General features: G+C 68.3%; 19 protein-coding genes. 12 read left to right on the plus strand and 7 right to left on the minus strand.

Annotated features, from left to right (window positions below; translation table 11 throughout):
* Position 1: 1 nt before the first annotated feature.
* Both BMZ19_RS08925 and BMZ19_RS08930 read left to right on the plus strand, forming a co-directional pair.
* A complete protein-coding gene (locus BMZ19_RS08925; RefSeq protein ID WP_090310033.1) occupies positions 2–1,663 on the plus strand; it encodes a hypothetical protein in 1,662 nt (553 codons plus the stop codon).
* The gene (locus BMZ19_RS08930) at positions 1,656–1,964 is read left to right on the plus strand and encodes a hypothetical protein (RefSeq protein ID WP_090310036.1); all 309 of its coding nucleotides are present in this window, start codon (positions 1,656–1,658) and stop codon (positions 1,962–1,964) included. Before BMZ19_RS08925 ends, BMZ19_RS08930 begins: the two co-directional genes overlap by 8 nt.
* On the opposite strand, the gene BMZ19_RS08935 is transcribed toward BMZ19_RS08930, so the two are convergent.
* Positions 1,930–2,820, minus strand: coding sequence for a LysR family transcriptional regulator (locus BMZ19_RS08935; protein WP_090310039.1), 891 nt, complete (start codon positions 2,818–2,820; stop codon positions 1,930–1,932). The genes BMZ19_RS08930 and BMZ19_RS08935 overlap by 35 nt on opposite strands.
* A gap of 132 nt (positions 2,821–2,952) precedes the next feature.
* On the opposite strand from BMZ19_RS08935, the gene BMZ19_RS08940 reads away from it, so the two are divergent.
* From BMZ19_RS08940 to BMZ19_RS08965, 6 genes are all read left to right on the plus strand, one after another.
* Positions 2,953–4,176: a benzoate/H(+) symporter BenE family transporter gene (locus BMZ19_RS08940; RefSeq protein ID WP_090310043.1), complete on the plus strand. Its 1,224-nt coding sequence runs from the start codon at positions 2,953–2,955 to the stop codon at positions 4,174–4,176.
* A gap of 216 nt (positions 4,177–4,392) precedes the next feature.
* Complete coding sequence (locus BMZ19_RS08945) at positions 4,393–5,517, plus strand: branched-chain amino acid ABC transporter substrate-binding protein (protein ID WP_090310046.1); 1,125 nt, start codon at positions 4,393–4,395, stop codon at positions 5,515–5,517.
* A gap of 140 nt (positions 5,518–5,657) precedes the next feature.
* Positions 5,658–6,572: an ABC transporter permease subunit gene (locus BMZ19_RS08950; protein ID WP_090310050.1), complete on the plus strand. Its 915-nt coding sequence runs from the start codon at positions 5,658–5,660 to the stop codon at positions 6,570–6,572.
* A gap of 2 nt (positions 6,573–6,574) precedes the next feature.
* Entirely contained in the window at positions 6,575–7,852 is a 1,278-nt protein-coding gene (livM, locus tag BMZ19_RS08955) for a high-affinity branched-chain amino acid ABC transporter permease LivM (protein ID WP_090310053.1), read from the plus strand.
* Positions 7,849–8,724, plus strand: a complete 876-nt coding sequence (locus BMZ19_RS08960) for an ABC transporter ATP-binding protein (protein WP_090310056.1) — start codon at positions 7,849–7,851, stop codon at positions 8,722–8,724. Before livM ends, BMZ19_RS08960 begins: the two co-directional genes overlap by 4 nt.
* Positions 8,721–9,437 (plus strand): ABC transporter ATP-binding protein, encoded by a 717-nt coding sequence (locus BMZ19_RS08965; protein WP_090310059.1) that lies wholly within the window; start codon positions 8,721–8,723, stop codon positions 9,435–9,437. The genes BMZ19_RS08960 and BMZ19_RS08965 overlap by 4 nt, the downstream gene beginning before the upstream one ends.
* Here the strand turns inward: BMZ19_RS08965 and BMZ19_RS08970 are convergent, their stop codons facing one another.
* The 4 genes from BMZ19_RS08970 to csiR form a co-directional block, all read right to left on the minus strand.
* Positions 9,438–9,884 carry an SRPBCC family protein gene (locus BMZ19_RS08970; protein WP_090310062.1) on the minus strand — a complete coding sequence of 149 codons (447 nt, stop codon included), beginning with the start codon at positions 9,882–9,884 and terminating at the stop codon, positions 9,438–9,440. It abuts the gene before it with no gap.
* Between the two features lie 301 nt (positions 9,885–10,185).
* On the minus strand, positions 10,186–10,506 hold the full coding sequence (locus BMZ19_RS08975; RefSeq protein ID WP_090310065.1) for a hypothetical protein: 321 nt from the start codon (positions 10,504–10,506) through the stop codon (positions 10,186–10,188).
* A 40-nt stretch (positions 10,507–10,546) separates the two neighbouring features.
* A complete protein-coding gene (locus BMZ19_RS08980) occupies positions 10,547–12,103 on the minus strand; it encodes a diguanylate cyclase domain-containing protein (protein ID WP_090310067.1) in 1,557 nt (518 codons plus the stop codon).
* Between the two features lie 149 nt (positions 12,104–12,252).
* Positions 12,253–12,960, minus strand: a complete 708-nt coding sequence (gene csiR, locus BMZ19_RS08985) for a DNA-binding transcriptional regulator CsiR (protein ID WP_090310069.1) — start codon at positions 12,958–12,960, stop codon at positions 12,253–12,255.
* Positions 12,961–13,138: 178 nt separating this feature from the next.
* Between csiR and glaH the strand changes: the two genes are divergently transcribed.
* From glaH to BMZ19_RS09005, 4 genes are all read left to right on the plus strand, one after another.
* Positions 13,139–14,113 carry a glutarate dioxygenase GlaH gene (gene glaH, locus BMZ19_RS08990; RefSeq protein WP_090310072.1) on the plus strand — a complete coding sequence of 325 codons (975 nt, stop codon included), beginning with the start codon at positions 13,139–13,141 and terminating at the stop codon, positions 14,111–14,113.
* A 229-nt stretch (positions 14,114–14,342) separates the two neighbouring features.
* A complete protein-coding gene (gene lhgO / locus BMZ19_RS08995) occupies positions 14,343–15,572 on the plus strand; it encodes an L-2-hydroxyglutarate oxidase (protein WP_090310075.1) in 1,230 nt (409 codons plus the stop codon).
* A 40-nt stretch (positions 15,573–15,612) separates the two neighbouring features.
* Positions 15,613–16,980 carry an aspartate aminotransferase family protein gene (locus BMZ19_RS09000; protein WP_090310078.1) on the plus strand — a complete coding sequence of 456 codons (1,368 nt, stop codon included), beginning with the start codon at positions 15,613–15,615 and terminating at the stop codon, positions 16,978–16,980.
* A gap of 116 nt (positions 16,981–17,096) precedes the next feature.
* The gene (locus BMZ19_RS09005; protein ID WP_090310081.1) at positions 17,097–17,540 is read left to right on the plus strand and encodes a GNAT family N-acetyltransferase; all 444 of its coding nucleotides are present in this window, start codon (positions 17,097–17,099) and stop codon (positions 17,538–17,540) included.
* A 167-nt stretch (positions 17,541–17,707) separates the two neighbouring features.
* Here BMZ19_RS09005 and BMZ19_RS09010 read toward each other — a convergent pair whose 3' ends face one another.
* Both BMZ19_RS09010 and capA read right to left on the minus strand, forming a co-directional pair.
* Positions 17,708–18,673, minus strand: a complete 966-nt coding sequence (locus BMZ19_RS09010; protein WP_090310083.1) for an AraC-like ligand-binding domain-containing protein — start codon at positions 18,671–18,673, stop codon at positions 17,708–17,710.
* 98 nt (positions 18,674–18,771) lie between these two features.
* The gene (capA, locus tag BMZ19_RS09015; protein ID WP_090310085.1) at positions 18,772–20,856 is read right to left on the minus strand and encodes a caprolactamase subunit alpha; all 2,085 of its coding nucleotides are present in this window, start codon (positions 20,854–20,856) and stop codon (positions 18,772–18,774) included.
* Positions 20,857–20,867 lie beyond the last annotated feature (11 nt).

A 20,867-nucleotide genomic window follows, 5' to 3' on the forward strand; every position in this document is an offset into this window, starting at 1 on the left:
CATGCTGCAGCAATGGTTATATGCCCTCGACGATGCCGCCATCGCCGACTGGGCCAACAAGGGCTTGCTCAAGCGCGGCGCCAAGGCGCTGGCCGCCTGCGACAGCGGGCAGTGGACGCTGGCGGCGGACGCCGCCGCGGCCAACATCGAAGGCCATACCCAGCGCCTGGGCGGCGTCGGTTTCGCCGCGCTGGCCTGCGACTGCCCGGCCTTCGGCCCCTGTCACCACCTGTGCGCCTTCCTCCTCGGCCTGCGCGAGCGGCTGGTGGCGCAAGCGGCTGCCGGCGATGCAGCGGCCGAGCCGCCAGCGCCGGCTACGCCCTGGCTGGACGGTGATGCCGCGAGCATCGAACAGGCCTTCGGCGCCGCCGCCACCCGCCGCGCCCTGCAATGGCTGGCGCGCAGTTTCGAGGCCGAACTGGAGGAGGGCGATACCGGCCTGGTCGGCCAACTGCTCGACCCGGAGGAAGCCACCGTGCGCGTCCCCCGCGCCGGCGGGCTGGCGGCGGCCACCTGCACCTGCAAGGCGGCGAGCTGCGCGCACCGCGCGCTGGTGGTGCTGCAGGCGCGCCAGGCGGCCGGCTCGGCCATCCCGCAACTGCCAGCGCTCGGTCTGGAGGCGCCGGCGCGGGCGCGCCTGGCGCAGCTGGAGGACTGGCTGGTCGCGCTGGTGCTGCAGGGCTGCGCCGGGGTCGGGCCGGCCTTCGTCGACCAGGGCGAGGCGCTGGCCACCGAGCTGCGCCAGGCTGACCTGCCGCGCCTGGGCGCGACCCTGCAGGGGCTGGTGCAGCTGCTGCGCGACGACCAGGTCCGCCGCGGCGGCGCCGCCGAGCGTCTGCCGGATGCACTGGCGGCAGTCTGGGTGCTGGCCCGCGGTCTGCGCCGGGAGCCGATGCCGCGGCCGTTCCCCGAACTGGCCGGGGTGCACCGGCGCAGCTACCGGCGCCTCGGCGGCCTGCTGCTGCACGGCGTCGGTGCCGAAGTGTGGGAAACCCTGGCCGGCCAGCGTGGCTTTTCCGTGTATTTCCATGCGCCGGAAAGCGGGCGCTATTTCAGCTGGTCGGAGTCGCGCGCTCGCGACCTCGATCCGCAATGGCAGCCCGCCGCGGCGCTCGAACAGGCGCGGCTGGCCGGTATCGCCGTGCCCGCGCTGCTGCAGCGCGGCCATCGCCTGGAGTGCGGCTGGGCCAGCGCCGACGGCCGCCTGTCCGCCCGCGACGGCACCCGCCTGAGCGTTGCCGACGGCGTGGCGCCGGCTTGCCCGGCGGACGATCTGGCGACCCCGCTGCAGGGCCTCGGCGAGCGCCTGCGCGCCGACCCCTGGCAGCGTCCGCCGCAGCAACTGGTGCGGCTGGCGGTCGGCGCGGTCGGCGCGCTACAGGTCGACCGCGCCCTGCAGCGCTGGTCGCTGCCGCTGGGCGACCCGAGCGGCATTCCCTTCACCCTGCGCGGCGAGCTGGCCGGCTTCCAGGGCCTGGCCTGCCGCCAGCTGCAGGCCGGCCTGGCGGCAGGACGCGTGCCGAGCGAGGTGTTCGGCCGCCTCAGCCAGCAGGGCGGGCTCGTCGTCCTCGCGCCGATCAGCGTGCGCTGGGCCGGCGCGCCCGGCCTGCTGCACCTGAGCGCGCCCCGGCTCGCGGCTTCCCGAGGAGTTTCTCATGCCTGAGCAAGACAACCTTCAGGCCTGGCTGGACGCCGGCCAGCACTGGCTCGCCCGCGTGCAGGCCGCCGGTCTGTCCTGCGCCGGTCACCCCCTGCTGGCCGAGGGCCACGCCTGGCGCGCGCAGGGCGAACTGCTCGGCTGGGCGCCGGTGTGCCGTCTGCTGGACTTGGCGCTCGACGAGCAGGCAGCGCTGTCGTCGCGGGCACGGGCGCTGCTCGACCTGGTGGCGTGGGTGGCCACGGCGCGGCGCTTGGAGGCGGTGGCGGGGCTCAGCCCTGAAACAGCTCCACCAGCCAGTCGATGAACACCCGCAGGCGCGGCGTCAGGTGGCGGTGGTGGGGGTAGAGTACGGTCATCGGTAGCGGCGGCGGGCGGTGCTGGGGCAGCAGTTCGACCAGGCTGCCGGCGGCCAGCTGGCGCTGTACGTGATAGTGCGGCACCTGGACGATACCCAGCCCCGCCTCGCAGGCCGCCACGTAGGACTCCCCGTTGTTGACCGCCAGGCAGGCCGGCAGGGTACGTGTCACCACTTGTCCGTCGACGCCGAACTCCAGCGGCTGCAGGCGGCCGCTGGTGGCCGACAGGTAATCGACGCCCCGATGTCCTTCGAGCTGGTCGAGGCTGGTTGGCAGGCCGTGGCGGGCCAGGTAGCCGGCGCTGGCGCAGGTGACCTGGGGCAGCGGCGGCAGGGGGCGGGCGACCAGGGTGGAATCGTCCAGCGCGCCGATGCGCACCACGCAATCGACCCCTTCGCGCACCAGGTCGATCATCCGATCGCCGATGCCGATTTCCAGGCTGATCTCCGGGTAGCGCGCATAGAACTCCGGCAGCGCCGGGATCACCACCAGTCGGCCGAGCGAGGCGGGCAGGTCGACCTTCAGGTGCCCGCGCGGGTGCTGCGCGCTGCGCGAAAACACGCTTTCCGCTTCCTCGATCTCGGCGAGGATGCTCAGGCAGTGCTGGTAGTAGGAGCGCCCGTCGAGGGTGGCGCTGACCTGACGGGTGGTGCGCTGCAGCAGGCGTGCGCCCAGGTGGCTTTCCAGCTGCTTGACCAGTGCGGTCGCCGAAGCGCGCGACATGCCGAGCTGCTCGGCCGCCTTGCTGAAGCTGCCGAGTTCGACGATGCGCACGAACAGCTGCATTGCCTGCAAACGGTCCATGGATGATCCAATTGTTCTTTGATTCCGAACAGTGTTGCCAGTTTTGCCGGCTTTATCAATTCATGGGCTGACAATAAGGTTGCAGCATCGCCGGCCCCATGCGCCGGCCGGCACGTTTGGTTGGAGCCCAGAATGAAGCGCAGCACGATCCAGCAGGATTTTTCGATTTCGGCAGTCACGGCCGGCTTTCTCGCCGTACTGATCTCCTACTCAGGGCCGTTGATCATCTTCTTCCAGGCCGCGCAGAGTGCCGAGGTTTCCACGGCGATGATGACCTCCTGGGTCTGGGCCATCTCCGTCGGCGCGGCGCTGTCCGGCATCCTGCTCAGCTGGTGGCTCAAGGTACCGGTGGTGACCGCCTGGTCGGCGCCCGGCACGGCGTTGCTGGTCACCCTGTTCCCCGAACTCAGCCTCAATCAGGCGGTGGGCGCCTATATCACTGCGGCCGTGATCATTTTCCTGATCGGCGTTTCCGGCTACTTCGACCGCATCGTGCAGGCCATCCCCAAGGGCATCGCCTGCGCGATGATGGCCGGCATCCTGTTCCAGTTCGGCGTGGGCGCGTTCAAGGCGGTGGAAAGCATGCCGGCCCTGGCCCTCGGCATGATCGGCGCCTACCTGCTGCTCAAGCGCCTGTTTCCCCGCTATTGCCTGGTGCTGCTGCTGATCGTCGGCGTGGCCCTGGCCGTCGGCCTGGAAGACAGCAACCTGCAGGGCATCGAGCTGAGCCTGGCCGCACCGCTGTTCATCGCGCCGGAGTGGACCTGGAGCGCCACCCTCAGCCTGGCCATCCCGCTGGTGCTGGTCAGCCTGACCGGGCAGTTCCTGCCCGGCATGGCCATCCTGCGCAGCTCGGGCTACCACACCCCAGCCAAGCCGCTGATCGCCGTCACCGGTCTGGCCTCGCTGGCGGTGGCCTGCTTCGGCGGCATCACCATCGTCATCGCTGCCATCACCGCGGCCCTGTGCACCGGCAAGGATGCCCACGACAACCCCGACAAGCGCTATGTCGCGGGGATCGCCAACGGCGTGTTCTACCTGCTGGGTGGCTGCTTCGCCGGCACCATCATCCTGTTGTTCACCTCCATGCCCAAGGCCTTCGTCGCCGTACTGGCCGGGCTGGCGCTGATCGGCGCGATCACCAGCAACGTGATGGGGGCGGTACACGAGGCTGAGCACCGCGAGGCGTCGATGATCACCTTCCTGGCCACCGCCTCGGGCATGAGCTTCTTCGGCCTGGGCTCGGCGTTCTGGGGCGTGGTGCTCGGCTCGCTGGCCTATGTGGTTCTGCACAAGTCGGGCTGGCTGCCGCGCAAAGCCCCGGCCGCCGCTCTGGGGGTGCCGAGCAAGGATTGAGCCGTCGCAGGATGACGGGTAGGCAGCATGCTGCGCGCTGGGGGCAGCTTGGCGAAATCGGCTCGTGGCAGCGGCGACATGGCCCGGCATAGGCTAAAAAGATATGAGGTGGTGTGCGTTATGCCGATTGCGCAGAAGGACGGCATGGCGCACCCCTTGCCGCCGGACGCCTGTCGCTCGCCGGGAGCGACCATCCCCATCTCCAGGAGCACCCCCATGTCGCAGAAGATTGCAGGAAAAGGCTTTCTCGCCCTCGCGGTGTCCGCCGCGCTGGGCCTGTCTTCCGTGGTTCAGGCCGAGATACTGATCGGCGTGGCCGGCCCGCACACCGGCCCCAGTGCGGCGATCGGCGAGCAGTACTGGCGCGGCGCGAGCCAGGCGGCGGCCGACATCAACGCCGCCGGCGGCATCAACGGCGAGCCGATCAAGCTGGTCAAGGGCGACGACGCCTGCGAGCCGAAGCAGGCGGTGGCGGTGGCCAACCGCCTGGTCGACCAGGACAAGGTCGCCGGGGTGATCGGCCATTTCTGCTCTTCCTCCACCATCCCGGCCTCCGCGGTGTATGACGAGGCGGCTGTGCTGATGATCACTCCCGGCTCGACCAACCCGGTGGTCACCGACCGGCGCCTCAACGTGGTGTTCCGCATGTGCGGTCGCGACGACCAGCAGGGCCAGGTCGCCGCCGACTTCATCGTCGACACCCTGAAGGGCGCGCGGGTGGCGATCATCCACGACAAGGACACCTACGGTCAGGGCATCGCCAATGCGGCCAAGGCGCGACTGAACGAGCGCGGCGTCACCGAGGTGCTCTACGAGGGCCTGACCCGCGGCGAGAAGGACTTCAACGCGCTGGTCACCAAGCTGCGTGGCGCCAATGTCGACGTAGTCTACTTCGGCGGCCTGCACCCGGAGGCCGGTCCGCTGCTGCGGCAGATGCGCGAGCAGGGCCTGACCGCCCACTTCGTCTCCGGCGACGGCGTGGTCACCGACGAGCTGGTCACCACCGCCGGCGGCCCGCAGTACGTCAAGGGCGCCTACATGACCTTCGGCGCCGACCCGCGCAAGATCGCCGATGGCCAGGCGGTGGTCGAGAAGCTGCGTGCCGGCGGCTACGAGCCGGAGGGCTATACCCTGTACGCCTATGCCTCGCTGCAGACCATGGCGGCGGCCTTCAACGGTGTCGGTTCGAACGACGCGGAGGAGGCCAGCGCCTGGCTGAAGAGCCATTCGGTGCCGACCGTGATGGGCAGCAAGGCGTGGGATCGCAAGGGCGACCTCAAGGTCAGCGACTACGTGCTCTACCAGTGGGACGATCAGGGCAAGTATCACCAGCTGCCGTGATCGGCGCCCGGCAGACGCCGGGCGGCTCCAATCCATAGGGGGGGAAACCCGCGCAGCGGTTTTCCACCCCAATCGATGCACGGGGAAAACGGCCTGTGGTCGTTTTCCCCTGCGGCGCGCCCACCCGCGGAGATCGAGGCATGGACGGCATCTTCCTGCAACAGCTGATCAACGGCCTGACCCTCGGCGCGGTCTACGGGCTGATCGCCATCGGCTACACCATGGTCTACGGCATCATCGGCATGATCAACTTCGCCCACGGCGAGGTGTACATGATCAGCGCCTACCTGTCGGCCATCGGTCTGGCGCTGCTGAGCTTCTTCGGCCTGGAGTCCTTTCCGCTGCTAATCTTCGGCACCCTGCTGTTCACCGTCTGCGTCACCGGCCTGTACGGCTGGGTGATCGAGCGCATCGCCTACAAGCCGCTGCGCAACTCCACCCGGCTGGCGCCCTTGATCAGCGCCATCGGCATCTCGCTGATCCTGCAGAACTACGTGCAGATCAGCCAGGGCGCGCGCCAGCAGGGCGTGCCGACCCTGCTCGACGGTGCCTTCCGTGTCGCCATCGGCGAGGGCTTCCTGCAGATCAGCTACACCAAGGTGTTCATCCTGGTCGCCGCCTTCGCCGGCATGGCCGCGCTGACCTGGGTGATCCACCGCACTCGCCTCGGTCGCATGTGCCGCGCCACCCAGCAGGACCGCAAGATGGCGCAGATCCTCGGCATCGACACCGACCGGGTGATCAGTGCGGTGTTCGTCATCGGCGCCGCCATGGCCGCGCTGGCCGGTGTGCTGATCACCATGAACTACGGCACCTTCGACTTCTACGCCGGCTTCGTCATCGGCATCAAGGCGTTCACCGCCGCGGTGCTCGGCGGCATCGGCTCGCTGCCCGGAGCGATGCTCGGCGGGCTGATCCTCGGCGTCGCCGAGGCGCAGTTCTCCGGCCTGGTCAATACCGACTACAAGGACGTGTTCAGCTTCTCGCTGCTGGTGCTGATCCTGATCTTCCGCCCGCAAGGACTCCTGGGCCGGCCCCAGGTGGCGAAGGTGTGAGCATGCCTGCCGCGTCCACTCTCAACCTGCGCCACGCGCTGCTGGACAGCCTGTTCGCCGGGCTGATCGCCCTGGTGGTGTTCGGCCCCATCGTCGGCGTGGTGCTCGACGGCTACCGCTTCAATCTGCAGCCGCAGCGGGTCGCCTGGATCGTCGGTACGGTGATGCTCGGGCGCCTGCTGCTCAGCCTGTTCCTGCAGACGGCAACGGGGCGGACCTGGATGCAGCGTTTCGAGGGCAGCGGCGCAGGTGTCCACGTGCTGGCGCCGGGGCATCGCTCGCGGCTGCGCTGGGTCATCCCGCTGGTGCTGCTGGCGGCGCTGGTGTTCCCGTTCCTGGCCAGCAAGTACCTGCTCACCGTGGTCATCCTCGGCCTGATCTACGTGCTGCTCGGCCTCGGCCTGAATATCGTGGTCGGCCTCGCCGGGCTGCTGGATCTGGGCTACGTGGCCTTCTACGCCATCGGCGCCTACGGCCTGGCGCTGGGCTACGAGTACCTGGGCCTCGGCTTCTGGAGCGTGCTGCCGCTGGCGGCCTTGTTGGCCGCGCTGGCCGGGGCGCTGCTCGGCTTCCCGGTGCTGCGTATGCACGGCGACTATCTGGCCATCGTCACCCTCGGTTTCGGCGAGATCATCCGCCTGGTGCTGAACAACTGGCTGTCCTTCACCGGAGGGCCGAACGGCATGCCGGTGCCGGCGCCGACCCTGCTCGGCCTGGAGTTCGGCCGGCGGGCGAAGGAGGGCGGCGTGCCGATCCACGAGCTCCTCGGCATCGCCTACGATCCCAACCTCAAGTTCGTATTCATCTACGCGGTGCTGCTGCTCACCGTGCTGCTGGTGCTGCACGTCAAGACCCGGCTGACGCGCATGCCGATCGGCCGCGCCTGGGAGGCGCTGCGCGAGGACGAGATCGCCTGCCGGGCGCTGGGCCTCAACCACGTGCTGGTCAAGCTCTCGGCGTTCATGCTCGGCGCCTCCACCGCCGGACTGGCCGGGGTGTTCTTCGCCAGCTACCAGGGCTTCGTCAACCCGTCGTCGTTCACCTTCTTCGAGTCGGCGCTGATCCTCGCCATCGTCGTGCTCGGCGGCATGGGCTCGACCGTCGGCGTGGTGCTCGCCGCCTTCGTGCTGACCGTGGCGCCGGAGCTGCTGCGCAGCTTCGCCGACTACCGCGTGCTGCTGTTCGGCATGCTCATGGTGCTGATGATGATCTGGCGTCCGCGCGGGCTGATCCGCATCAGCCGCCGCGGCTTCGCCCCACGGCCGGGAGTGGCGCCATGACCGGGGAGCACGTGCTCAGCGTCGCGCAGCTGTCCATGCAGTTCGGCGGCATCCGCGCGCTGCACGACGTCAGCCTGAGTGTGCAGCGCCACTCGATCACCGCGCTGATCGGTCCCAACGGCGCCGGCAAGACCACGCTGTTCAACTGCCTGACCGGTTTCTACCGCGCCAGCGGCGGCAGCATCCGCCTGTACACCCGCGACCGGCCCACCGACGTGCTGCAGGTGCTCGGCGAGCCGTTTCGGCCCGGCGATTTCGTGCGGCCGCGGCAGTTCGCCAGCCGCCTGTGGTTCAAGCTGTTCGGCGGCGCCCACCGGGTCAATCGCGCCGGCCTGGCGCGCACCTTCCAGAACATCCGCCTGTTCCGCGAGATGTCGGTGCTGGAGAACCTGCTGGTGGCCCAGCACCTGTGGCTGAACCGCAACCTGCTGGCCGGCGTGTTCGACACCCCGGGCTTTCGCCGCGCCGAGGAGCAGGCGCTGGCGCAGGCCTTCTACTGGCTGGAGCTGGTCGATCTGGTCGACTGCGCCAACCGCCTGGCCGGCGAATTGTCCTATGGCCAGCAGCGCCGCCTGGAGATCGCCCGCGCCATGTGCACCCGCCCGCAGCTGCTCTGCCTGGACGAGCCGGCCGCCGGCCTCAATCCGGCCGAGACCGCCGCGCTCGGCGCCATCATCCGCACTCTGCGCGAGACGCACGACCTCAGCGTGCTGCTGATCGAGCACGACATGGGCATGGTGATGGGCATTTCCGACCACATCGTGGTGCTCGACCACGGCGAGGTGATCGCCGCCGGCGCTCCGGCGGCGATCCGCAACGACCCGAAGGTGATCGCCGCCTACCTCGGTGCCGACGAGGAGGAGCCGGCATGAGCGTGCCGCTGCTGGAGTTCCGCGACGTCGATCTCCACTACGGGCCGGTGCAGGCCCTGCGCCAGGTCAGCCTGCAGGTCGCCGAGGGCGAAACGGTGTGCCTGATCGGCGCCAACGGCGCCGGAAAGTCCAGCCTGCTGATGTCGATCTTCGGCCAGCCGCGCGTCAGCGCCGGACAGATCCTCCTGCGCGGCGAGGACATCACCGGCAAGTCCGCCCACCATGTCGCCGCCAGCGGCGTGGCCCAGTCCCCGGAAGGGCGGCGGGTGTTTCCCGACATGAGCGTCGAGGAGAATCTGCTGATGGGCACCATCACCATCGGCGACCGGCATGCCGACGAGGATCTGCGCCGCATGTTCGAGCTGTTCCCGCGCCTGCTCGAACGGCGCAACCAGCGCGCGATGACCCTCTCCGGCGGCGAGCAGCAGATGCTCGCCATTGCCCGCGCCCTGATGAGCCGGCCGAAACTGCTGCTGCTCGACGAGCCGTCGCTGGGCCTGGCACCGCTGGTGGTCAGGCAGATCTTCCAGATCCTCCGCGAACTGGCAGCCGGCGGCATGACTCTGTTCCTGGTCGAGCAGAACGCCAACCACGCGCTCAAGCTGTCCGACCGCGGCTACGTGCTGGTCAACGGCGAGATCCGCCTGAGCGGCACGGGCGCCGAGCTGCTGGGCAACGCCGAGGTGAGGAGCGCCTATCTGGGCGGGCACTGACTAGTCGGGAATCTCCGCCTCGACCAGCTGCGCCAGCAACAGGAGCGATTCCTGCCAGCCGAGATAGCACGCCTCGACCGGGATGGCCTCGGGGATGCCCTCCTGAACGATGCTCAGCTCGGTGCCGCAGGACACGGCCTTCAGGGAGACCGTCGTCTGCATTACACCGGGCAGTTGCGGATCATCGAAGCTGTCGCTGTTGCGGATGCGTTCGTTGGGCACCAGCTCCAGGTACTCGCCGCCGAAGCTCTGGACTGTCCCGGTGCTGAAGTTGGTGAACGACATCCGGTAGGTTCCGCCGACCCGGGCATCCAGCTGATGCACCTTGGCGGTGAAGCCGTGCGGCGGCATCCACTTGGTCAGCGCCTCGGGGTCGAGGTAGGCGCGATAGATGCGCTCGGGCGGCGCACGCAGTACGCGGTGCAGTCGGACGGTGTGGGTCGGCATGCTCGGGGCCTCGTGCTGGCGGTGGCTGGAGTTTGCCCAGTCGCTGCGTCTCAGGCGCGGGGCTGGGGCGAGTGGATTGAGGATAGCCCTTGCCTGCGCGCCGCCCTGTACTTTGTCGGAACTTGGATGATTGGCCTTATTCGATCCTTACCGGATCGCGTTCCTCGTCACTGCCGGCCTCCAGCTGGCGCAGCAGGGCGAGGACACGTCGGCGTGCATCGACCTGACCGTGTGCGAGCTGAACGGGCCGATCTCGAACCAGTCAGAAAGCGCCGAGGGACCGGCTCGACACTTTCCATGCTCAGTCGCACTTCACCTCTTCCTTGAACTCGTCGCGCTTGACGTCCTGCTTGACCCGGCAGCGCCCGTCGCGGAACTCGTCCTTCCACTCGCCGCGCCACCAGGCGCCGCGACCGTCCTTGCACTTGATCTCGCGCTTGAACTCGTCGCGTTTGGATTCGAGCTTCACCCGGCAGGGACCATCGCGGAACTCCTCCTTGCGCTCGCCTTCCCAGCCGTTCCGCCACCAGCGCCGGTCGTCGTAGCGTTCGTGGTCGGCGAAGGCAGTAGCGCACAGGCCGAGAGTGCAGAGGCCGAGGAGGGTGAGCAGCAGTTTTGTCATCAGGTCGTTTCCGCGAGCCGAAGGGCAGGCTGGGGTGGCGTCAGACGCTGGCCTGTTCAACTGAGACAGCAGTCGCGCCGAAAATTCGATAGCAGCCCTTGCCTGCGTGCTTGGCCTGATACATGGCGATATCTGCCTGGTGGATCAGCGTATCGACGCCCTGCTGGCCGTCGGCGAAGGCGATGCCGATGCTGGTCGATACCTGCACCTGCGGCCCGTCGTCGGCGAGAGAGATGGGCTCGCCCAGCCGGGCGATCAGGCGCTGCACGAACTGCTGCATGGTCGTGTCCGCGGCCATGCCCGGCAGCACCACGACGAATTCGTCGCCGCCCAGGCGCGCCGCAGTGTCGCTGGCGCGCACCAGCGCCTGGAGTCGGCGAGCCACCTCGCACAGCACGATGTCGCCAGCCGGATGGCCGAAGCGGTCGTTGACCGCCTTGAAACCGTCCAGGTCCAGCACGCAGACCGCCAGGCTGCCGCCCTGCCGGCGCTGTGCGCCAAGGGCCATGCCGATGCGGTCGTAGAGCAGCAGGCGGTTGGGCAGGCCGGTCAGCGGGTCGTAGTGGGCCAGATCGTCCAGCTCCAGCTGGCGGCGCAGCAGTTGCCGATTGGCTTCCTGCAGGGCCAGGGCGCTGCGGTGGGAGCGGTCGAGGAAGACCAGGCTGGCCCCGGTCAGCAGCAGCAGGGACAGCATCAGCAGCACGGGCTGGATGTGCAGGCTCTCGCCGAAGCCTGCGCTGGCCACGAACTCCATGACCCAGGTGCGACCGGGCACCTGCAGCTCGTGATGCACCACGTTTTCCGCCGGCGCCAGCAGGCTGGCGCCGCGCGGATGGATGGCCACCAGCTGCGCGTCCTGCCGGTCGTACAGGCGCACGGCGACCTTGCGTTCGCCGAAGGGCAGTCCTTGGACCAGCAGGCTGGGCCGCAGCAGGAGGATCAGGAAACCCTGCAGCGCCTGCTGGCGCTGCTCGGCGCTGGCGGTCGGCAGGCCGGTCGCGAACACCGGCTGATAGAGCGCGGTCGCCAGTGGGCCGTCGGGGTCCTGGATCAGTGGGAACACCGGAGTGAGCTGCTGCTCGCCGCTGGCCGCCGCGGCGCGGATGGCAGTCTGATTGGTCGAGCGCCCCAGGGTGTCGAGGCCGACCACCTTGCGGTTGGCGGCGTAAGGTTCGGCGTACTGGACCGGGAAGTACAGCGCGCGCGCGGGGGCAGGGGAGAGATGCTTGCCCCGGGCGTCGGCGTCGAAGATGCCCACGGGCGCCGCCTGCAAGGTGCGGATCTCGGCCTCCAGAGCCGCCCGTTGCGCCGGGGCGACCTTCGGCGCCCAGTGGATGGCGTAGATTTCCGGGTAGTGGGCGAGGATTTCGCCGGCGAAGCGCGCGTACTCGTCACGCTCGACCTGCTGCGAGGCGGCGAAGAAGCCGCGGAAGGCGAGCAGCACCTGGGTCGAGCGGCGCAGCAGTTCCTGGGTGTTCTGGTACTGCACCTGGGCGAGGCGCTGGAACTCGCGGGTCTCCAGGTCGCGCTCGAGGGCCGTACCGTAGACGTAGGAAAACAGGGCAATGCCGATGCCCAGGCTGCCCGTGAGTAGCATTCGCCAACAGTATGTTTCCGCAGCCCGCGACTTCCTGCGTCCCATGGTGACCATCCCGACTCGCACGGCAGATTGCTGGTTCGGCCGAATTCCGTGAAGCCGTTCACCTTCCTGATGATGCGAACTATGCCATGGGCGCCGCGGGTCGCCTAGGCGGCCGGCTGGCCGGCAGCGGTGCCGTGGGCCTGCATCAGCTCGGTGATGATCGGAACCGGGCCCATCAGGTGCTCGCGCATCAGGTTGCAGGCGCGGGCGCTGTCGCGGGCGAGGATCGCCTCGATCAGGGCGGCGTGCTCGCGGCGTTTGGCTTCCAGCGCCTGTTCGGAGAACACCGTGTGCTGCAGCCACAGGTGGCGATAGCGCTCGGCCTGGTCGAACAGGTAGGCGCGCACCTGCAGCAGGTGCGGCGAGCCGCAGCCGGCGACGATGGCGGTGTGAAAGGCCTTGTGGCGGGCGTCCCACAGGCTCAGCTGCTCCTCGGCGTTGCGCACCTCGACCACCTTGGTCAGGGTGTGGGCGCGGGCGAGGATCTCCGCCTCCCAGGCGTCGTCGCCGCGCTCGATGGCCAGGCCGAGCAGCATCGCTTCCAGATTGGCGCGGGCGTCGTAAATATCGAACAGTTCGCCCAGCGACATCGGCGCCACCCGATAGCCGCGCTGGCTGATCGCCACCACCAGACGCTCGGCCACCAGCTGCGACAGCGCCTCGCGCAGCGGGCCGACCCCCAGCCCGTAGCGCTCCTTCAATCCGCTCATCAGTAGCTTCTCGCCGGGCTTGAACGCCCCGCGAATGATGTCGCGCTTGAGCAGCTCGTGCCCGCGGATCGCCAGATTCTCTTGGGAAACAAGGGTTTCCATGGTCGCCGTCCTTCCTCGTGGTGCGCGGACATCATACCCAATGACGGGCGGGATACTCCTTTTGTCCGCATATGTTGGAAATTTTTGACACCCGATAAAAATGTCGATATTTTTAATTTACGCCGACATTAAACAAGAACGTCTCATTCAATTGTCGCCTTGTCCAGGAGCGCCCGCCATGACCAGCGTTGTCCAACTCAAGCCTTCCGTCGTCCAGCCGCTCGAGCCGCAGGGCTTCAGCCTGGCGCCTTCGCCGTATTCGCCGCGCCTGCTGCAGCTGACCTTCCCGCAGAGCATCGTCGAGGCCTTCCTCGCCGCGGTCGCCGAATACCCGGTGCAGGCGCTGGAGTACAAGTCGTTCCTGCGCTTTCGCTGCGCGCGCCTGCTCGACGAGCTGTGCGGCAACACCCTGCAGCCACTGCTGATCGACACCCTGGCCGACCGTGATACCGGGGCCCTGCTGATCACCCCGGAAGGGCTGGATTCGGTGGCGCAGGCCGAGGACATGGTCAAGTTCACCACCGCCGTGGCCCACCTGTTCGGCCGCTCCAACTACGACGCGATGAGCGGCCAGTACTACGCGCGCTTCGTGGTGCAGAACGAGGACAACTCCGACAGCTACCTGCGCCAGGCGCACCGGGTGATGGAGCTGCACACCGATGGCACCTTCGTCGAGCAGGACACCGACTACGTGCTGATGCTGAAGATCGACGAGCAGAACATGGAAGGTGGCAACTCGCTGCTGCTGCACCTGGACGACTGGGAAGACCTCGAGCGCTTCTACACCCACCCGCTGGCGCGCCGTGAAATGCGCTGGAGCGCACCGCCGAGCAAGAATGTCGCCAAGGACATCTACCACGCGGTGTTCGATACCGACGTCGCCGGGCGGCCGATCATCAGCTACATCGACCAGTTCGTGCAGCCGAAGAACTTCGAGGAAGGCAACTGGCTGGCCGACCTGTGCGACTCCATCGAAGGCAGCGCGGCCAAGCTGTCGGTACGCGTGCCGGTGGGCAGCTTCCTGCTGATCAACAACCACAGCTGGCTGCACGGCCGCGACCGCTTCATCGCCCACTCGGGGCTGCGCCGCGAGCTGATGCGCCAGCGCGGCTACTTCACCCACAAGAAGGTGTTGCGTCAGCCGCGTCAGTAAGAGCCTGATCACGATCTGCTGCGCGTCGGCCATGCTGCGTTGAAATCGGTTTCGGAATGCTCATTTACCACTCGTAAACTCCGCTTCCTCAACCGATTTCGCCTTGCCTGGCTCTAGCTCGCGAGATCGTGAGCAGCCTCTACGGCTCTGATCGCCATTCGCGAGGGCGGAGATCCGCGTGCGCCGCCCTCGCGTGCCCCATAACCACCATTCAAGAAGGGCAGACAAGGTGTACGACTTCATCATCATCGGCGGCGGCATCATCGGCATGTCCACCGCCATGCAACTGCTCCGCGCCTATCCCGACAGCCGGATGCTGCTGCTGGAGAAGGAATCCGCGCCGGCGCGCCACCAGACCGGTCACAACAGCGGCGTGATCCATGCCGGTGTCTACTACACCCCCGGCAGCCTCAAGGCGCGCTTCTGCCTGGCCGGCAACCGGGCGACCAAGGAATTCTGCACCGAGCACGGCATCTGCTTCGACGAGTGCGGCAAGCTCTTGGTCGCCACCAACGAGCTGGAAATGCAGCGCATGCAGGCGCTGTGGGAGCGCACCGAAGCCAACGGCCTGGAGCGCGAGTGGCTGTCCGCCGGCGCATTGCGCGAGCGCGAGCCGAACATCACCGGCATCGGCGGCATCTTCGTGCCGTCCAGCGGCATCGTCAGCTACGCCGAGGTCACCGCGGCCATGGCCCGTGAGTTCCAGATGCGCGGCGGCGAGATCCGCTACGGCGTCGAGGTGATCGGCCTCGACGAACGTCCCACCGAGATGCTGGTCAAGACCAGCGCCGGCGAGTTCACCAGCCGCTTCATGGTCTCCTGCTCGGGGCTGATGGCCGACCGCGTGGTGCGCATGCTCGGCCTCGATCCCGGCTTCAGCATCTGCCCGTTCCGCGGCGAGTACTACCTGCTGCCGGCCGAGCACAACCGCATCGTCAACCACCTGATCTACCCGATCCCCGACCCGTCGATGCCGTTCCTTGGCGTGCACCTGACGCGGATGATCGACGGCACCGTGACGGTCGGCCCCAACGCGGTGCTGGCGCTCAAGCGCGAGGGCTACCGCAAGCGCGACATCTCGCTCTCCGACACCTTCGCCATGCTCACCGACCCAGGCATCCTCAGGGTGCTGAAGAACAACCTGCGCCCCGGCCTGGTGGAGATGCGCAACTCGCTGTTCAAGCGCGGCTACCTGCAGGAAGTGCGCAAGTACTGCCCGAGCATCGAGCTGAAGGACCTCAAGCCCTACCCGGCGGGCGTGCGCGCCCAGGCGGTATCCCGCGAGGGCAAGCTGATCGAGGACTTCCTGTTCCGCAACACGCGGCGCAGCGTCAACGTGTGCAACGCGCCGTCGCCGGCGGCCACCTCGGCGATCCCGATTGGTGCCTACATCATCGAGCAGATCGACGCCCAGCTCGCCGACCTGCCCGGCTTCGACAGGCAGCGCCAGACCGCCTGAAGCCTTGAATGCCTTGCCCCTATCCCATGGAGAGTGCGTCATGACCCAGCCCGCTTCCTCGCTCCGCGAAAAAGACGTCCAGTACCAGCTGCATCCCTACACCAACGCCCGCCAGCACGAGGAGCAGGGTCCGCTGATCATCGAGCGCGGCGAAGGCGTGTACGTCTTCGACGAGCAGGGCAAGGACTACATCGAGGGCATGTCCGGGCTGTGGAGCGCCGCGCTGGGCTTCAGCAACCAGCGCCTGATCCGCGCCGCGCAGCAGCAGCTCGAAACCCTGCCGTTCTACCACCTGTTCAGCCACAAGGCGCACCGGCCGAGTATCGAGCTGGCCGAGAAGCTGATCCAGATGGCGCCGGTGCCGATGAGCAAGGTGTTCTTCACCAACTCCGGCTCCGAGGCCAACGACACCGTGGTCAAGCTGGTGTGGTTCCGCAACCACGCCCTCGGCAAGCCGGAAAAGAACAAGTTCATCGCCCGCACCAACGCCTACCACGGCATCACCGTGGCCAGCGCCAGCCTCACCGGCCTGCCGGCCAACCACCGCGGCTTCGGCCTGCCGCTGCCGGGTTTCCTGCACGTCGGCTGTCCACACCACTACCGCAACGCCCTGCCGGGGGAGAGCGAGGAGCTGTTCGCCGACCGCCTGGCCGCCGAGCTGGAGCAGACCATCCTCGCCGAGGGCCCGGAGACCATCGCCGCCTTCATCGGCGAGCCGCTGATGGGCGCCGGCGGGGTGATCGTGCCGCCGCACACCTACTGGACCAAGGTCCAGCAGGTGTGCCGCAAGTACGACATCCTGGTGATCGCCGACGAGGTGATCTGCGGCTTCGGGCGCACCGGCCAGATGTTCGGCAGCCAGACCTTCGGCATCCGGCCGGACATCATGGTGGTGTCCAAGCAGCTGTCCTCGTCCTACCAGCCGATCGCCGCGGTGCTGATCAACGACGCCGTGTACCAGCCCATCGCCGAACAGAGCGGCAGCCTCGGCACCCTCGGCCACGGTTTCACCGCCAGCGGCCACCCGGTAGCCACCGCGGTGGCGCTGGAGAACCTGAAGATCATCGAGGAGGACAACCTGATCGCCCACGCCGCGGCGATGGGCGAGCGCATGCACGCCGCGCTGCGCCGCTTCACCGACCACCCGTTGGTCGGCGAGGTACGCGGCTGCGGCCTGATCGCCGCGGTCGAACTGGTCGGCGACAAGGACAGCAAGACGCCGTACCAGGCTACCGGCACCCTCGGCCGCTACCTGGCCGGCCGCGCCCAGCAGCACGGCCTGATCACCCGCGCCATGGGCGACGCCATCGCCTTCTGCCCGCCGCTGATCATCGACGAGCAGGAGATGGGCCTGCTGCTCGAACGCTTCGAACGCGCGCTGGAAGACACGGCGCAGTGGGCCAAGTGAGCTGAGAGGAGGGCCGGCGCAAGCCGGCCCTCTTGCGTCAGCGGACACAGCAAGCGGCTGGCGTCGAGTCAGGAGCCTGCCCGAACCACGGATCGCAACCCGAAAAGGAGGTCCCCTTGAACATCCAGGTCGTACCGATCACGGCAGACAACACCGCCAGCGCGGTCGACGCCTTGCGCGAGCTCTGGCCGCACTACGTGCCGGAGGAAATGGTTCGCGTGATCGACCAGCAGTTGCGGCCCAACGGCTACCAGCTGGTCGGCATCTTCGGCGACGACTCGCCCGCGGCCGCCGCCGTGCTCGGCTACCGCATCCAGCACTCGCTGTGGCTGGGCAAGTCGCTGTACATCGTCGACATCGCCACCCTGCCCGAGTGGCGCGGGCGGGGTTTCGGCGACCGCCTGATGGCGTGGGCCGAAGCCGAGGCGGCACGCCTGGGCTGCAGCGCCGTGCATCTGGACTCCGGCGTCGGCCGGGAGCGGGCGGCGGCCCATCGCCTGTACATGCGCCACCACTACCAGATCGGCTGCCACCACTTCGTCAAGAAGATCGGCGGGTAGCCCTGCCCTTGAGTGGGGTGGCTGATCACGAAAGTCCTGGGTGTGTCACTGGTAGCAATCTACTGGCGCTGTTCGGGGCTCTGGTTTACAAACCGTTGGCGAGTCATCGACCCTTGCGAACCGGAACCGCGCCCTCCCATGGCGCGGTTTTTCATTGAGCGTTGCCCTCAGTCCGCACGCTTTTGCAACCCCCCACGCACCTCCCGCGCGGTGCAGCCGTACTGCTGGCGGAAGGCGCGGGTGAACTGGGCCTGGTCGTTGAAGCCCCAGCGGAACGCCAGTTCGCCGATCGACAGGTGGCAGTGCGGGTCGCGCAGCTGGCGGTGCACGGCCTCCAGGCGCTGCAGGCGGACCCACTCGCCGAGGGTGTAGGGCGTGGCGGCGAACAGCTTGTGCAGGTAGCGCAGCGACAGGCCGCAGGCCTCGGCGATCTGTGGCGGGGCCAGCTCGGGGTTGGCCAGATTGCGCTCGACGTACTGCTCGACGCGCTGCAGGTGCACCGCGGCGAGGGTCGAGGTCTCGCTGTTGAGCACCCGCTCGTCCTGGCGCAGGGCCATCAGCAGGGTGGTCATGGCCTGTTCGAGCAGCAGGTGGCGGGCCGCCTGATCGCACTCGTCGAAGCGCGCGGCGCACAGGCCGAGTTGCTCGACGAAGATCCGCCCGAGGCCGCGGCGGGCGTCGAAGCAGAAGCGGGTGTAGCGCTCGGCGCCGCGCAGTTGGCCGTGCAGGGCGCGTTCGGGCAGCTTGAACACCCACAGATCGTTGTCGGCGGCGTAGTGGAAGCGGTAGGGCGCATCGCCGCGCTCGACGATGAAGCCGCCTGGCTGGCAGCGCAGTTCGCGGCCGTCCTGCTCGAAGTGCACCTCGGTCTGCCGCGGCACGGTGACCAGGTAGCAGGCCTCCGGATCCTGGCTGACCTGGGCCTTGCTGCGCGAGTAGGCGAGCTGGCTGGAGCGCAGGCGCGAGAGGGTGAGCGGGGTGCTGGGCGTGTCCCAGATGCGCAGGCTGCCCTGGAAGCTGGCGCCCGGATTGAATTCGAGGGTCAGGGGGAAGTAGGTGTTGCCGATAGCTTCTGCCCAGCGCGGTTGCCGCTCGTGTTGCGGCCAATACCGGGTGGAGAGTTGATGTGCCATGGCCCGTCCTCACAATTATCGTTGTTCTGAGGACAGCGCGGCAGGGAAATCCCTGCCGCGCCGTTATTTCGCCATCATTGGCCTGGGTGACCGGGTGGTCAAGTCCGTGGCGTCACCCGGTAGGTGGCGGATGGCGTCAGGCTCGCCTGCCAGCCCGGCGGGATGACGATGTTGGTGGTGTTTTCCTCGATCACGCACGGGCCCTGCATGGTCTGCCCCGGCTGCAGGCGGTTGCCGTCGTACACCGCGGTCGGCTGCCACTCGCCGTCGGCGCTGAACAGCATCTTGCGCAGGCTGGACGGGACCGGCTCGCCGACCTCGGTCGGCAGCGGCAATTCGGGCAACGGCGGGCGCGGCAGGCGGCCGATCACCGAGCACTCCAGGTTGACCAGTTCCACCGGACTGCCCGGCTCGCTGTAGGAATACAGAGACTGGTGACGCTGGTGGAAGGCGTCGCACAGCGCGGTCAGGCCCTGCTCGTCGAGCCGGCTGCTGGCCAGCTCCACGCTGCACTCGTGGATCTGCCCGAGGTAGCGCATCTCCAGGGTGTAGTGGCACTCGATGGCGTCGGCGCCGAAGCCGTCGTCGCGTAGGTTGTCCAGGCCCTTGCCGCGCAGTTCGGCCAGCGCCTGGTTGAGCTGCGCGAGGTCGGCGTGGCCGGCGTCCAGGCGCATCGGCAGGGTGGTCAGCTGGTCGTAGCGCATGTCGGAGAGGATCTGGCCGAAGGCGCACAGGCCGGAGGCGACCTTGGGGATCAGCACGGTGTGGATGCCGATCTCTTCGGCCAGGCGCACCACGTGCAGGCCGGCTGCGCCGCCGGCACCGATCAGGGCGAAGTCGCGCGGATCGTGGCCGCGCTCGATCGACACGCGGCGGATGCCGTTGACCATGTTCAGGTTGACCAGGGTGGTGATGCCGTAGGCCGCGCGCTCGATGCTGATGCCCAGCGGGTCGGCGATCTTGCTGCGGATGGCGTCCAGCGCCGCCTGGCGGTTGAGGCGGATGCTGCCGCCGAGCAGGGCGCCGTCGGGCAGGTAGCCGAGCACCAGGTTGGCGTCGGTCACCGTGGGTTCGGTGCCGCCCTTGCCGTAGCACACCGGGCCGGGCTTGGCGCCGGCGCTGCGCGGGCCGACCTGGAGCATGCCGAACTCGTCGAGGTGGGCGATCGAGCCGCCGCCGGCGCCGAGGGTTTCCACCTGGATCATCGGCACGCCGATACGCTGGCGCAGGAAGTCGACGTCCTTGCTGAAGTTGGTGCGCCCGGCGCTGGTCAGGGTGATGTCGAACGAGGTGCCGCCCATGTCGACGGTGATCACGTTGTCGATGTCGAACGGCTTGGCCACCGACAGACCGGCCTGCGGCGCCGAGGCCGGGCCGGAGTTGATCGCGTTGACCGCGCGCTCGCGCATCATGCCGCCCGGCGCCAGGCCGCCGTTGGACTGGAAGTAGCGCACCGGCTGCTGGGCGCCGAGCTCCTCGAACAGCGTGTCGATGCGCTCGACGTAGCGCGCCATCACCGGGCTCAGGTAGGCGTTGACCACGGTGGTCGAGGTGCGGGTGTATTCGCGGATCTGCGGGAACACCTCGACGCCGGTGCAGACGAACACCCCGGGCAGGGCAGCGCGCACCATCTCGGCGGCGCGCTGCTCGTGGGTCGGGTTGCGCACCGACCAGACGAAGGAGATCGCCACCGCCTCGACGCCCTCGGCGCGGAAGTACTCGATGGCCTCGCGCACCGCGGCCTCGTCCAGAGGGCTGTACTCGCGGCCGTCGCTGAGGATGCGCCCGCCCACCGGGCGGCGCAGGTGGCGCGGCACCAGCATGTGCGCCGGCGGGTAGTGGGCGTCGTAGCGGTGGCCTTCCTCCTTGTGGCCGAGACGGATCTCCAGGCTGTCCTCGTGACCCTCGGTGCACAGCAGGCCGACCTTGACCCCGGTGCGCTCGATCAGCGCGTTGAGCGCCACGGTGGTGCCGTTGATGCACAGGTCGCAGTCGGCAATGATCTCGGCCGGCGAGCGGCCGACGGCGTCGGCGATCTGCGCCAGGCCGGCGCGGATCGCGAGGGTTCCGTCCTGCGGGGTGGACGGCGCCTTGAACAGCTGCACGCCGCCGTCGCGGTCGGCGAGGATGAAGTCGGTGAAGGTGCCGCCGGCGTCGATGCCCAGACGATATTGGTTACGCATGTCGATGTTCC

Origin of the sequence: Pseudomonas linyingensis (assembly GCF_900109175.1) — a bacterium.
GTDB classification, from domain to species: domain Bacteria; phylum Pseudomonadota; class Gammaproteobacteria; order Pseudomonadales; family Pseudomonadaceae; genus Geopseudomonas; species Geopseudomonas linyingensis.

What these genes read in the sequence shown, in the direction of transcription:
- BMZ19_RS08925 (WP_090310033.1), top strand. Translation starts at nt 2, where the DNA reads ATGCTGCAGCAATGGTTATATGCCCTCGACGATGCCGCCATCGCCGAC.
- BMZ19_RS08930 (WP_090310036.1), top strand. Translation starts at nt 1,656, where the DNA reads ATGCCTGAGCAAGACAACCTTCAGGCCTGGCTGGACGCCGGCCAGCAC.
- BMZ19_RS08935 (WP_090310039.1), bottom strand. Translation starts at nt 2,820, where the DNA reads ATGGACCGTTTGCAGGCAATGCAGCTGTTCGTGCGCATCGTCGAACTC.
- BMZ19_RS08940 (WP_090310043.1), top strand. Translation starts at nt 2,953, where the DNA reads ATGAAGCGCAGCACGATCCAGCAGGATTTTTCGATTTCGGCAGTCACG.
- BMZ19_RS08945 (WP_090310046.1), top strand. Translation starts at nt 4,393, where the DNA reads ATGTCGCAGAAGATTGCAGGAAAAGGCTTTCTCGCCCTCGCGGTGTCC.
- BMZ19_RS08950 (WP_090310050.1), top strand. Translation starts at nt 5,658, where the DNA reads ATGGACGGCATCTTCCTGCAACAGCTGATCAACGGCCTGACCCTCGGC.
- livM (WP_090310053.1), top strand. Translation starts at nt 6,575, where the DNA reads ATGCCTGCCGCGTCCACTCTCAACCTGCGCCACGCGCTGCTGGACAGC.
- BMZ19_RS08960 (WP_090310056.1), top strand. Translation starts at nt 7,849, where the DNA reads ATGACCGGGGAGCACGTGCTCAGCGTCGCGCAGCTGTCCATGCAGTTC.
- BMZ19_RS08965 (WP_090310059.1), top strand. Translation starts at nt 8,721, where the DNA reads ATGAGCGTGCCGCTGCTGGAGTTCCGCGACGTCGATCTCCACTACGGG.
- BMZ19_RS08970 (WP_090310062.1), bottom strand. Translation starts at nt 9,884, where the DNA reads ATGCCGACCCACACCGTCCGACTGCACCGCGTACTGCGTGCGCCGCCC.
- BMZ19_RS08975 (WP_090310065.1), bottom strand. Translation starts at nt 10,506, where the DNA reads ATGACAAAACTGCTGCTCACCCTCCTCGGCCTCTGCACTCTCGGCCTG.
- BMZ19_RS08980 (WP_090310067.1), bottom strand. Translation starts at nt 12,103, where the DNA reads ATGCTACTCACGGGCAGCCTGGGCATCGGCATTGCCCTGTTTTCCTAC.
- csiR (WP_090310069.1), bottom strand. Translation starts at nt 12,960, where the DNA reads ATGGAAACCCTTGTTTCCCAAGAGAATCTGGCGATCCGCGGGCACGAG.
- glaH (WP_090310072.1), top strand. Translation starts at nt 13,139, where the DNA reads ATGACCAGCGTTGTCCAACTCAAGCCTTCCGTCGTCCAGCCGCTCGAG.
- BMZ19_RS09000 (WP_090310078.1), top strand. Translation starts at nt 15,613, where the DNA reads ATGACCCAGCCCGCTTCCTCGCTCCGCGAAAAAGACGTCCAGTACCAG.
- BMZ19_RS09010 (WP_090310083.1), bottom strand. Translation starts at nt 18,673, where the DNA reads ATGGCACATCAACTCTCCACCCGGTATTGGCCGCAACACGAGCGGCAA.
- capA (WP_090310085.1), bottom strand. Translation starts at nt 20,856, where the DNA reads ATGCGTAACCAATATCGTCTGGGCATCGACGCCGGCGGCACCTTCACC.